This window comes from Nostocoides sp. F2B08 (assembly GCF_009184895.1).
Lineage (GTDB): Bacteria > Actinomycetota > Actinomycetes > Actinomycetales > Dermatophilaceae > F2B08.
The window spans coordinates 117,252-129,623 of sequence record NZ_WESE01000006.1 but is presented as its reverse complement, the minus strand read 5'-3'; the positions used below and the strand labels follow the sequence as shown (position 1 = coordinate 129,623).

Sequence of the window (12,372 nt, the reverse complement as noted above, 5' to 3'; positions counted from 1 at the left end):
AGAAATGCAAGAGCACCGTTCACATCAGAGTGCAGCGTTCTCGGATGTGGCAGAGTGGACCCATGAGCGTCGACGGAATCCGGGCCCGCAACCGCGCCGCGATCGAGGCCGAGATCCTTCGCGTCGCGGGTGAGCAGCTCGCCCACACCGGGGCGGCGGCCCTCTCCCTCCGCGCCGTCGCGCGTGACCTGGGCATGACGCCGTCGGCGCTGTACCGCTACGTCGCCGACCGCGACGATCTGCTCACTCTGCTCATCATCGACTCCTACACCTCGATGGCTGACTCCGTGGAGGCGGCCCTGGACCGGTCGGCCGCAGTTGCGCCCGCCGACCGGTTCCGCACGATCGGCCGGTCCACGCGCGCGTGGGCGCTCGATCACCCGCACCGCTACGCGCTGATCTACGGCTCCCCGGTCCCCGACTACCGCGCGCCGGCCGATCGGACGACCGAGGCGGGGACACGCGTCCCGAACCTCCTCCTCGCCGTGCTGGCCGACCTGCCCGCCCCGCCCGAAGAGCCCGCCACGGACCGGGCCCTGGCCGGCATGCTCGCCGACCCCGCGACCACCGCCCTCGGGATCGGCGGCGCGATCCTCCGCCGGGGTCTCACAGCATGGATGCTCGTGCTCGGCGCGGTGTCGACCGAGCTGTTCGAGGGGTTCGGGTCGGACGCGTTCAGCGAACCGGAGGTCTTATTCGAGAGCGTGCTCGATACCGCGGTGGAGATCGTCCTCGACTGAGGAAATAGGCGACCGGCCAGGCACCGGCCAGGCACCGGCCAGGCACCGGCCAAGCACTGTCGGAGGGCTCTGCTTGGGTTGTGGGTATGCAGCAGTCGCCTCCTCTCCCCGGCACCGGTGACCACTCACCCGAGTGGACCTCGGTGCCGGCAGGCATGCGACCGCGGCTCGTGGCGGTCGACCCGTCGACCCTCAGCGACACGCAGCGGTTGGCCGCGGTGGAGGAGCTGGAGCGGCTCAAGGGTGCCGCGGCTGCGGCCCAGGCCCGGCTGACGGCGGCGATCGCCACTGAGCGGGGTCTGCCGATCCACCCCGTGCCCAGCGAGCCTACGGACTTCCGGCCGTACGGCTCCCAGGTCGCCCTCGCCCGGCACGAGTCCCCATCCCAGGGTGATGAGCACGTCCGCCTCGCGGTCATGCTCACCGTGCATCTGCCGCGAACCATGGCGGCTCTCGAGCGCGGCGACATCAGTGAGTGGACGGCGATGCTCATCGCGAGGGAGGCGGCCCATCTCGACCCGGCCCGGCGCCATGAGCTGGACGAGCGGATCGGCCCGGATCTTCCTGGCCTGTCCAGTCGTGGCGCCCGAGCCGCGGCCCGGCGGATCCTCGCCGACATCGACGCCGAGGCTGTCCGCCGTCGGATGGAGCAGGCGCGAATGTCGCGGCGGGTGAGCATGCGCCCGGTCGGTGACGGCATGGCCTACCTGAGCATCCTCGCGCCGATGACCGAGGTGGCCGGTGCCCACGCATCCCTGAAGGCGCACGCGCTCGCGGTGGTGGCCGGCTCCGTCGACGACGAGTCGAGGTCCGGTCGCGACGGCCGGGAGCGGAGCCTCGGCGCCATCATGAGCGACACCGCGCTCGAACGGCTGACGGGCCGCGCGCCGACGGCGGCCCAGCCGGTCACTGTGAACATCGTCATGACCGACCGGTCGCTGCTGGGCTGGGGCGAGCAGTCCCGCTCCGACGATGAGCCGGCACTGGTGCCAGGACTCGGACCGGTCCCCGCGGGGTTCGCCCGCGAGCTGCTCTCCGATCCCGAGGTGGACGCCTTCTACCGCCGGCTGTTCACCTCGCCCGACGGTCGTGACCTGGTCGCCATGGACTCCCAGGCTCGGTCCTTCCCCGCGGGGCTGCGGACGATGATCGCGCTGCGCGACCAACAGTGCCGCACTCCCTTCTGCGACTCACCCATCGCCCAGACCGACCATGTCCATCCGCACGCACGAGGCGGACCGACCACCTACCGCAACGGCATGGGGCTTTGCCAGCGCTGCAACCTCGTGAAGGAGGCGCCAGGATTTGCGGCACATGTCCGCCCCCGAGACGGCACCCACGTCGTGGACGTCAGGACGCCTGCCGGACAGGAGGCAGTCTCTGTCGCCCCACCACTGCTCGGCTGGGGGTGGCGAGCGCCGCCGGACGTCGAGGAGCTCGACCTCAGCCCCGACGTGGCACCCAACGAGTCCGTCGCCGAACGCGCGCTGCGTCTTGCCGTCGCAGCCTGAGCCGACGCGCCTCACCCGACGCCACTGAGCCGACTCCGACCCGCGACGGAGTCCACACGGCGACCCATAGGGTGGAGACCATGAGCGGACTGTCGAGGGATGGGCTGTCGAACGATGGACTGTCGTCCGAGCAGGTGCTCACCCTCCTGCAGGACGTCGCGGCGGAGATCATCACGCCACGGTTCCGGGCGCTCGCCGAGCACCACGTGTCCGAGAAGGCGCCGGGCAGCCTCGTCACCATCGCCGACCACGAGGCGGAGGTGGCGATCACGGACGCGCTGCGCACCGCATACCCCGAGGCGGTCGTGCTCGGCGAGGAGGCCTACGAGGCCGACCACTCGATCCTCGCGGACTACGCCGCCGCCGAGCATGCCTTCACCGTCGACCCGGTCGACGGCACCCGCAACTTCGTCCACGGCTCGGCCGACCATGCGGTCATGGTCGCCGAGATCGTGGGCGGGCGCACCTCCCGGGCCTGGATCTGGCAGCCGGAGCACGGCGTGGCCTGGACGGCCGAGCGCGGCGCGGGCACGCTGCGCAACGGTGAACGGCACCATCGCCGACCCGTGCCGTCCGGGACCCAGGCCTCCGGCGCATCCAGCATGAAGTCGCTGCGCCGACACCTGGGAGGTCGCGTGCGACCCTCCTGGTTCTGCTGCGGCGTCGACTACCCCCGACTCGTCGAGGGCCGCACGGATTTCCTCGTCTACAAGAAGTCCTTCCCCTGGGACCACGCTCCCGGATCGCTCATCGTGGCGGAAGCGGGCGGACGGGTCGGGTACCCGGACGGCGCCGACTACGACCCCCGGTCGCTGCGCCCGGGCATCGTCGCGGCCGCCGACCCGACGACCTACGAAGCCGTCAGCGCCCTCGTCCTCGACAGCGGGCTGGTCCCATGAGGTTCGGCATCAGCGTCCCTCCGTTCACCGACACGGAGACCGTCCTCGACTGGGTGCAGCGAGCCGAAGAGGCCGGCTGGGACGGCGTGTTCGTCTGGGACCACGTGCAGTGGGACGGCCGGGTCGCGCCGCTCGACCCATGGGTGGTCCTCGGCGCCATGGCCACCCGCACCGAGCGGGTGCTGCTCGGAACGATGGTCACGCCGCTCTCGCGACGCCGCCCGCACAGCGTCGCCAAGCAGCTCGTCACCCTCGACCACCTGAGCGGCGGACGGGCGGTCCTCGCCGTCGGCCTCGGCGAGCCGCCCGACCTGGACTTCGCCGACCTCGGCGAGGAGGCCGACCCCCGGGCCCGTGCGTCGATGCTCGACGAGTCCCTCGACGTGATCGACGCGCTCCTGCGCGGCCCGGTCTCCCACCACGGCAGACACTACGACGTCGAGGCGGACTTCCGGCCCCGGCCGGTGCAGCGCCCGCGACCCCCGATCTGGGTCGCCGGGGTCGTCCCCAACCGTCGTCCGCTCGCCCGGGCCCGGCGCTGGGACGGCGTCGTCCCCATCGGCGCGACGGCGGACTGCACGCCGGAGGAGCTGTCGGCCTACCTCGCCTCCGACGGCCGGCCCGGCCGCGACGGCTGGGACGTGGTCGTGCACTGGGGCGAGGGCGTCCCGGCGCAGGAGTACGCCGACGCCGGGGCCACCTGGCTGGTCCGCTCCACCTGGCCCGCCGTGAATGGCTGGGAGCGCCACCTGAGCGAGGCGATCAGCGCGGGTTCGCGCTGACGAGGCGTCCGTCCACGAGCTCGAGCACGCGGTCGGCCAGCGCCAGCAGCGCCGGGTCGTGCGTGGTGACGACCGCCGTCATACCCTCCTCGTGCACGAGCCGCGAGATGAGCTCCATGATCCCCCGTCCGGTCTCGCTGTCCAGCTGTCCGGTCGGCTCGTCGGCGAGCAGCAGGCTGGGCCGTGCGACCAGCGCCCGGGCCAGCGCCACCCGTTGCTGCTGGCCGCCGGAGAGCTCGTCCGGGCGCTGCCGGCTGTGCCCGGTCAGGCCGACGTGCTCGAGGGCCTCGGCGACCCGCTCTTCCCGCTCGGACACCGGAGTCTCCCGCAGCCGCAGCGGCACCGAGACGTTCTCGGCGGCGGTGAGGATGGAGATCAACCCGAAGCTCTGGAAGACGTAGGCGATCTCGTCGCGCCGCAGCGCGAGCAGCTCCTCCGCCGAAAGCGTCGTGACCTCCCGCCCGTCGAGGACGATCGAGCCGGAGGTCGGCCGGTCGAGCCCGCCGAGCACCCCGAGCAGGGTCGTCTTGCCCGATCCGGACCGCCCTCGCACGGCGAGCAGCTCACCGCGCGCCACCTCGAAGGAGACGTCGCGGAGGGCGTGCACGGCGGTCTCTCCGGCGCCGTAGGTGCGGCTCACCCCGCGCACGACGAGGTATGCGTCGCTCGTCACTGCGGGTCCCTCCCCTCGTCCTCGGGCCGGGGCTCCTCGCCCGCCTGCGCCGGCCACACCCCGATGTGGTCGGACTCGAGGTCGAGCCGGACGAGGTCGCGCAGATGCAATGCGCTGGTGAACTCCGCGGGGAGCTGGAGGCGCCCGGCCCGGTCGAGCACCGCATACTCCTCGGCGATGACCTCCTCGGCGCCGTGCTCGTCGACGGCCGTGCGCCGGCGGACCTCCGAGGAGGTGCGACCGTCGCGGATGCCGACGGTGCGCTGGACCTGTCCGCTCACGTGCGGGTCGTGCGTGACGATCAGTACGGTCGTGCCGAGCCGTTCGTTGGCCGCCCGTATGGCGGCGAACACCTCGTCACCGCTACGGGTGTCGAGCTCGCCGGTGGGCTCGTCGGCGAGCAGCAGCTCCGGGCCGTTGGCGAGCGCCACCGCGAGGGCGACCCGTTGCTGCTGGCCACCGGAGAGCTGCTCGACGCGCCTGTCCCCCACCTCCGGCACGCCCACGACCTCGAGGAGCTCAGCGCTGCGGGCAGAGCGCTCCGAAGCCGACGACCCGGCGAGCCTCATCGGCAGCTCGACGTTCTCCCGAGCCGTCAGGTAGGGCAGGAGGTTGTGGCTGGCCTGCTGATACAGGAAGCCGACCGTATGCCGCCGGTAGCGGACCCGGTCGGCCCGGCCCATGGTCATCAGGTCGGACCCGGCGACGCGGACCGTCCCGGCACTCGGGGCGTCGAGGGCGGACAGGATCGAGAGCAGGGTCGACTTGCCCGAGCCGGAAGCGCCGACGATGGCGACGACCTCGCCCCGGGCGACGGTCAGGTCCAGGCCCTGGAGCGCGACGACCTCGACGCCCTCGCGCTTGAAGATCCGGACGAGCCCCTCGCAGCGGACGAGCGGCTCGGCCGGAGGGCGCGGGGCGGGCGCCGCCGATCGTGCTGGTGCGGTCACGAGTGGTCTCCTTCGCGGAGGGTGGCGGTCAAGGGTCTGCGGTCCCGCACCCGACGGTCCGTCGCGAGTGCCACGAGGGTGAGCAACACCATGACCACGCCGGTCAGGACGGCGAGCAATGGGCTCGCGTCGACGCTCCGGCCGGCCATGGCTCCGGTCAGCGTGGACAGGTCGATGGCCGGACCGACGAGGTCGGGAAGCGCACTGCCGACGACGGCACCGACGAGGGCGACCACGAGGACGGCCGGGAGGAGCCCGAGCAGCTCGCTGCGGCGTCGCCCGGGACCGGACATGCCGAGGATGGCGGAGCGGTGCCCGAGCACCTGACGGGACGACCGGGTGGCGAGCACGAGCAGCGCCACCGCGGCGACGACGAGCACCCCACCGACGACGGCCGACCCGACGAACGCCTGCCGCACCAGCCGCGACGTGGCCCGGTCCGCAGTCTGCGCGACGACCACGTCGTGCGAGGCGCGCCCGGTCTCGAGCGGCAGCTCCGGCACCTGAGCCAACGGGTCATCGAAGCCGTCGGCCGCCGACACGAAGACGGTGGTCGGTTGCACCCGGACCCGCTCGTCCAAGGAGGCGAGGTCGACGAGGGCGACCTCGACCTCGCGGCCGTCGACGACCCGGGTGAGCGCCGGGTCGACGGCGACGACGACCGCCGGGATGCTCCGGCCGGCCAGGCGGATCTCGACCGTCCGGTCCGCGAGGACCGGCCGACTGAGCACAACGGGAAGCGGGTCCTCGTCACCCGTGTCACCGGTGGCGCGCTGCTCTCCCGCCGAGGCGGCGGCCCCGAGCCGCACGGGGGTGTCCTCGCGGGTCGCCACGAGTGCGGCGACGTCAGCGGCGACGAGCTCGACCTCGGCCGTCGTGGCGGATCCGGCCAGGGTCGTGCGGGGTGACACGTGCGCAGCGGTCACCGCGCCGACGCCCGGGGAGCGTTCCACGGTCTCGACGTCGGCAGGATCGATCCGCAGCGCGTCGATGCGCGCCTCGCCCCCGACGTACTGGTAGGCCGCGAGGTCCCGCTGCCCGACCAGGGCCGATCCCACGGTCGCGAGCAGGGCGACGAGGGACCCTCCGACGACGAGCGCGACGATCGGCAGGGCCGCGGCCGACGCGGTCGACCGGAGTCCGGCGGCGCCGAGCAGCGGGGTCGCACCCCGCGCCCGGTGGGCGCCGCGGGCGACGAGCCGGGCGAGTATCGGCAGCAGCCGGATGACGACGAGCGCGACCGCGACCCCGACGACGGCCGGCACCAGGGCGGCGACCCAGTCCTGGGTCCCGGCGGCGATCGTGCCACCCCTGCGGCGGAGCTGGACCACGAGCAGGACGGCGGCCGTCACGACGGCGACCTCGAGCACGAGTCGTCGCGTGCGCCGCAGTCGGTGGGCGCCCTCACCCCCGCCCGCCTCGAGTCGCCGGACCGGGTGCAGCGCCGCCAGCACGGGCGCGAGGACGACACCGAGGACGAGCAACCAGCTGGCGGCGGGGACCGGGCCCGACCCGCTCGCGAGCACGACGAGCGCCCCGAGGGCCGCGGCCGGCGCGACCCACACCGCGACGTCGCCGACGAGCAGCCGGGCGAGCTGGCCACGACCCATCCCTCGTGCCGCGAGCAGGCGCAGCTCTTCGGAACGGGTGCCGAGCAGAGCGGCGACCGCGGCCATGAGGGTGCTCGCGGCCAGCGCCGCCACGCCGGCGGCGGCGAACAGCGCGAGCACCGAGGTGACGCTCACGTCACGCGCCCACCCATCGAGCACCGACGGCAGCCCGGTGGCCACCGTCGGCGCGTCCCCGGCCCAACCGCCCGGAGCGCTGCGCAGCCGGGCGACACCCTCACGGAGCGTGGCCGCGTCGGCTGCGCTCAGCCCGTCCTCGGTGACCCGGTAGCGCCACGTGTGCTCGAAGGCCGGCGTCGTCTCCTGCGTCTCCATCCGCTCCGGCATCGGCTGGAAGGATCGGCTGAGCGGCGCATACGCCTCCTCTCCGGCGAGGAGTGCACCTTGGCTGATCACTCCGCCGTCGAAGGACGGTACGGCCGCCGTCCCGAGCATCCGTCCGTCGGCGCTCCAGAACGGGTCCTCGGCGTCCAGCGGCCGGAACACTCCGACGACCTCGACCACGCCGTCCTCGTCCGCTCCGCGCTCGAAGTTGGCCGCAGTCAGGTCGAGCCGGTCCCCGACGCCCATCCCCCACAGCCGGGCGGTCTCCTCCGCGAGCGCGACGGGCACGACGTCGAGCCGACGCTGGAGCGGCTCCTGGCCGGGCGCGGTCGGGATGGGCACCTCGACGATCTCGGTCGGCGCGCCGGGTGCCTGCCCCTCGACCCACTCGACGTGCTCGCCCAGCCCGTTCTGGATCCGCACGACGGCCTGCGGCGGCTCGACCGCCAGCGGCTCCTCGCGGCGGGCGAGAACGAACGGGTCGGTCTGAGCGGCATAGCTGTAGCTGTCGAGAAGCTCGAGGAAGGCCGGACCGAACCGTTCCCGGGCCACCTCGTCGACCCGCTCGAACGGAGGCGCCGGAGACTGGAGCGGCACCGTGTCGGGCAGCACGCCGAACGCGCCGAAGGCCGGGTCCACCTTGAGCCGCAGGGTCACGTCCCGCAGGCCGTCCTCCGCGGTGGCGACCCGGTCGCCGAGCGCCTCGTCGAAGGCCGCCTCCGCCGCGCGCGGCACGGCGACGAGGTATGCGGTGGCCAGGCCCGCGAGAACCGCGATGGCCATGCGCAGCGCACGTCGGGTGCCGGCCGAGCGGACCTCGGCGAGCCAGAGGCCGATCACTCAGGGCCTGCGCGCGTGTCCCGGGTGCCCGTGGGTGCGGCGCTCCTCCTTGAGCTGGGACTCGGCCAGGTGCCGCCGCCCCTCGACGAGCTCGTCGCGCACCTCCCGCTCGGCGTCGCGCAGCGGCTGCCAGTAGCCGTCGTCGTACTCCTCGACGACCTGGAAGGTCCACCGGCCGGGCAGCACGTTGCGACCGACGATGCGCCTGCTCAGCGAGTCGGCGAGCTCGGTGTGTCCGGCGGCGCGCAGCTGGTCGACGGCGTCACCGATCTTGAAGTCGGCCTCGCCGCTGAGCTGGTGGAAGGAGTACAGGTGACCGCGGGCGCGTTCGACCGTCTCGAGAGCCTCGGTGAGACGGCCCACCGCCTCGATGGTCGCGTCGTCGACGCCCGGCGGGTCCTGGTGCTCCTCGTCGGGTGTGCTCTGCTCGTGCATGGGCCAACCGTATGCGGTGGCCCCCTGACCTGCACAGGGGCCCCACGCAGAGCGCGATCCGCCGCTGGCGCCGTCGCGGTATGCCCATCGAGAGTCGGCAGCATGCCAACAGCGCCGGATATCGCGCGGACGGCATACCTCTACGCCCACGACGAACCACCAGCATGCCAACAGCGCCGGATATCGCGCGGACGGCATACCTCTACGCCCACGACGAACCACCAGCATGCCAACAGCGCCGGATACCACGCGGACGGCATACCCCTCCGCCCACGACGAACCACCAGCATGCCAACAGCGCCGAATACCACGCGGACGGCATACCCCTACGCCCACGACGAACCACCAGCATGCCAACAGCGCCGGATACCACGCGGACGGCATACCCCTGCGCCGACACCCGGCGGCGGCGTGGCGTGATGGACTACACGGCGCTGTCGCGCAGACCAGCGGCGAGGTCGGTCGTCAGCCGGCGCGCGGCGACGAGGGTCGCCAGGACGAGCGCGCCGGTCGTCGCGAGGGCGACGAGCACGACCGCGGGCCACGGGACGACGGCGCGCACCGACGGCACCAGCGGGTGACCGTCGCCTCCGACGAGGAGGGGGACCACCGCATACGTGATGAGCACTCCCACCGCGAGGCCGGCGGCGACCGCGAGTGCGATGACGACCCAGCGCTCGACGAGCACGGTGAACCGGATCCGTGTCGGCGCCAGCCCGAGCGCGTGGAGGACGGCGCTCTCCTGGCGGCGCGTGCGACCGACGGCCGCGGTCGTGGCGGCGAAGCCGAGCGCGGCCAGGGCCGTGGCCGCGACCCCGACGAGCTGGAGCGCCGCGCGCATCCCCGCGTGGACGGGGCTGCTCAGCCGATCCGCCTCGAGCCGCTCGACCGAGACGATCGTCGCGGCCGCAGCAGGGTCGTCGGCCAGGGCGCTCTCGGCGGCGTCGACATCGACCGGGTCCAGCCACACCTCCCGCGGCGCCGTCCCGACGATGACGTCACCGTCGGCGGCCGCGAGCGCCGCCGCGTCGAGCGTGGCGAAGTCGGCGACCACTCCGCGTTCGGGGACGACGGCCGTGGGCAGGGCCCGCACGACGCCCGTCACCTCGACGTCGAGACTCTGACCGCGGACCGGCAGGGTCATCAGGTCCCCGACCCCCACCTCGAGGTCGGCCGCGACCGCCTCGGTGAGGACGACGGGCGGAGGGTCCGTCTCGTCGCGGGTCGCCGTCAGCACCACCTGCCCCTCCTGAACGACCGGGTCCTCGAGCCCCCCGAGGGACACCGGGCGACCGTCCGCGGCCACCGACTCGAGCGTGACCCGCAGGAGGGGCCCCTGCTCGTCGGCGTACCAGGCCAGGCTGGTGATGACCTGCAGGGCGGTGATCGTCACGGGTCGTGGGAGCCCCGCGTCGAGCGACACCGTCGCCGGCCGCCCGCTCGCGATGTCGCCCGCGGTCACGGGCCACGTGCGACCCGTGCCGTCGGTGAGCACGACGACGAGGTCGCCTGCCTCGGCCGGCGCCTCGCCGGGAGGGAAGACGACATCGGCGTCGCGCATCTCGAGGTCCGCGGCGATCTCGAGCTCCGTCACGTCGTCCGGCAGCCGGATACCCGCCACCGACGCCGGACGCGCCTCGGCGAGGCCGTCCATGAGGCCGGTCCAGGTCCCACCGAAGACGAGGTCGTCGCGTGGACGCGCGACGGTTCCCGCGGTCGTGCTGTCGAGGGCCAGGACGGTGACCCGATCGAGCGAGCCGAGCGTCATCGTCTCTCGCGCGACGGGCAGGACGCGATCCGGGCCACCGGCTACTTCCGCATACCGGGTGAGGATTGCAGGGTCGCGCACGGCGTCCGGACGCGGAACCACCCTCAGTGGTGCGCCGGCCGCGAAGTCGCTCTGGTCGGCGATCGCGACGGTTGTCGTCGACTGCTGCGACACCGCGAGGACGCCGATGGGGACGGCGAGCAGGATGAGGAGGAGCGCACCGGCCTGGGTGCCGAGTCGGCGCGCCACCTGCCAGCCACCCCAGGCGACCGGAAGGGAGCGTTCGTCCGTGAGGCGACCGACACCTCGGGCCAGCAGCGGCAGCACCCGCAGCACCGCGACAGCGGCCGCCGCCACGAGGAGTCCCGGCGCGGCCGCCGTGAGCGGGTCGAGGGTGGGGGTCGGATCCTCGAGGTAGCGCCGCAGCTGGAGCAGAGCCAGCACCCCGAGGGCGACGAGGACGAGGTCGACCCCCGCGCCCGCGAGCACCCGGACCAGCCCGGGCCGCGCCGTCCCTCGAGGCAGGTCTCGCGAGCGCACCACGGTCGTGACGACGACGGTGACCACCGCGAGCACACCGACCGCGGCCGACGTCGCGAGGAACGTGGGGTCCCGTAGTGCGTCCGTGAACCCCGCGCCCACCGTTGCCGTGACCGCGGACCCGAGTCCGGCCCGGGCAGCGGCGAACGACGCGACCAGAGGCGCGAGGAGGGCCCCGGCGACGATGGCGACCGCGACGAGCAGCAAGCCCTCGCCGAGCGCGATCCGGGCGATCTGCAGCGTGCCGGCGCCCCGGGTGCGCAGCAGCCGGGTCTCCCCCTCCCGCAGGAGAGCGAGGAGGGAGACGCTGACCGCGAGGGCGGTCCCGCCGAGAAGAAGCAGGAGGAACACCGGCGTGAGCAGAGCCGCCTGCGCCCGGGTGGAGAGCTCTGCGGCCTCGTCGAGGATGGTGGGCAGGTCCGAGGATGTCTGGGCTCCGCGCAGGACGGGCACCGCGCTTGGGTCGTCCAGTGAGGCCGCCGCCCGGCCCGCCTCGAGCGTCTCCCGGACCCGGTCGGCCAGGGCGGCGACGGCGTCGGCGCTCGTCCCCGGGATCTCCGGTGAGACCCGCCAGGTCACGGTCGTCGAGCCGCTCTCGCCGGCGTCGAGGGCGCCGTCCGCGAGCAGAAAGGGTCCATAGGTCTCGAACTCGGTGCTCGTCGTCCCCGTCGCGGCGATGGGCAGGGCCGTCCAGACGGCGTCCGCGGGATCATGGGGAAGGAACGTGCCGACGACCTGCGCCTCACGGTTGGCCGCGTCTCGGTCGAGCAGGTCGACCAACCCGATCCGCGACCCGACCTCGAGGCCGAGCGCGTCCGCTGCCGCCTCGTGGACGGCCACCTCGAGCGAATCACCGCCCGCCGGCGCGCCGCCGCGGGTCGGCCACGCCCCCGCGACGAGGTCGGCCTTCACGTCCACGTCGCCGACCTCGGCGAGCAGCGCCCGAGCGTTCTCGGGCTGGCCGACGATGCCCCGCGTGGTGGCCGTCGCGACGGTCGTGACCTCGGCGCCCTCGCTCACCGGCCCCAGCAGCTCCGACACCGCCGCATCGGCCTCGGCGCGGTCCCCGGCGGGCACCGAGGTGGTGACCGCGACCGACCGCGCTGCGGGGTCGGCCGCCGCGATCAGACCGCGAGTGCTGGCGGCCCCGATCTGGGCGCTGAGCAGCACGAGCGCGCCGACCGCTGTCGCGGTCACGAGGATCGAGACGAGCACGGCCAGCCAGGTGGCCAGGTGCGGCCGGATCCGGCGCACCGTCACGATGGCGAGCGACACGCCCGTC

9 protein-coding genes are annotated in these 12,372 nt (G+C 73.7%); 4 read left to right on the top strand and 5 right to left on the bottom strand.

What is annotated here, in order from left to right:
• Positions 1-62: 62 nt before the first annotated feature.
• The 4 genes from GA707_RS14335 (at position 63) to GA707_RS14320 (ending at position 3,932) form a co-directional block, all read left to right on the top strand.
• The gene (locus GA707_RS14335) at positions 63-740 is read left to right on the top strand and encodes a TetR/AcrR family transcriptional regulator (RefSeq protein WP_152179131.1); all 678 of its coding nucleotides are present in this window, start codon (positions 63-65) and stop codon (positions 738-740) included.
• Between the two features lie 86 nt (positions 741-826).
• Positions 827-2,251 (top strand): HNH endonuclease signature motif containing protein, encoded by a 1,425-nt coding sequence (locus GA707_RS14330; RefSeq protein ID WP_152179130.1) that lies wholly within the window; start codon positions 827-829, stop codon positions 2,249-2,251.
• A gap of 80 nt (positions 2,252-2,331) precedes the next feature.
• Positions 2,332-3,150, top strand: a complete 819-nt coding sequence (locus tag GA707_RS14325; RefSeq protein WP_152179129.1) for an inositol monophosphatase — start codon at positions 2,332-2,334, stop codon at positions 3,148-3,150.
• Positions 3,147-3,932: an LLM class flavin-dependent oxidoreductase gene (locus GA707_RS14320; RefSeq protein ID WP_152179128.1), complete on the top strand. Its 786-nt coding sequence runs from the start codon at positions 3,147-3,149 to the stop codon at positions 3,930-3,932. The genes GA707_RS14325 and GA707_RS14320 overlap by 4 nt, the downstream gene beginning before the upstream one ends.
• Here the strand turns inward: GA707_RS14320 and GA707_RS14315 are convergent.
• From GA707_RS14315 to GA707_RS14295, 5 genes are all read right to left on the bottom strand, one after another.
• Positions 3,913-4,605, bottom strand: a complete 693-nt coding sequence (locus GA707_RS14315) for an ABC transporter ATP-binding protein (RefSeq protein WP_226963810.1) — start codon at positions 4,603-4,605, stop codon at positions 3,913-3,915. The genes GA707_RS14320 and GA707_RS14315 overlap by 20 nt on opposite strands.
• Complete coding sequence (locus GA707_RS14310) at positions 4,602-5,555, bottom strand: ABC transporter ATP-binding protein (protein ID WP_152179126.1); 954 nt, start codon at positions 5,553-5,555, stop codon at positions 4,602-4,604. The genes GA707_RS14315 and GA707_RS14310 overlap by 4 nt, the downstream gene beginning before the upstream one ends.
• Positions 5,552-8,347 carry a hypothetical protein gene (locus GA707_RS14305; protein ID WP_152179125.1) on the bottom strand — a complete coding sequence of 932 codons (2,796 nt, stop codon included), beginning with the start codon at positions 8,345-8,347 and terminating at the stop codon, positions 5,552-5,554. The genes GA707_RS14310 and GA707_RS14305 overlap by 4 nt, the downstream gene beginning before the upstream one ends.
• Positions 8,348-8,782: a hypothetical protein gene (locus GA707_RS14300; protein ID WP_152179124.1), complete on the bottom strand. Its 435-nt coding sequence runs from the start codon at positions 8,780-8,782 to the stop codon at positions 8,348-8,350.
• Positions 8,783-9,206: 424 nt separating this feature from the next.
• A complete protein-coding gene (locus GA707_RS14295) occupies positions 9,207-12,365 on the bottom strand; it encodes an FtsX-like permease family protein (protein ID WP_152179123.1) in 3,159 nt (1,052 codons plus the stop codon).
• Positions 12,366-12,372 lie beyond the last annotated feature (7 nt).

Coding starts and splice junctions, on each gene's coding strand:
- GA707_RS14335 (WP_152179131.1), top strand. CDS start 63: ATGAGCGTCGACGGAATCCGGGCCCGCAACCGCGCCGCGATCGAGGCC.
- GA707_RS14330 (WP_152179130.1), top strand. CDS start 827: ATGCAGCAGTCGCCTCCTCTCCCCGGCACCGGTGACCACTCACCCGAG.
- GA707_RS14325 (WP_152179129.1), top strand. CDS start 2,332: ATGAGCGGACTGTCGAGGGATGGGCTGTCGAACGATGGACTGTCGTCC.
- GA707_RS14320 (WP_152179128.1), top strand. CDS start 3,147: ATGAGGTTCGGCATCAGCGTCCCTCCGTTCACCGACACGGAGACCGTC.
- GA707_RS14300 (WP_152179124.1), bottom strand. CDS start 8,782: ATGCACGAGCAGAGCACACCCGACGAGGAGCACCAGGACCCGCCGGGC.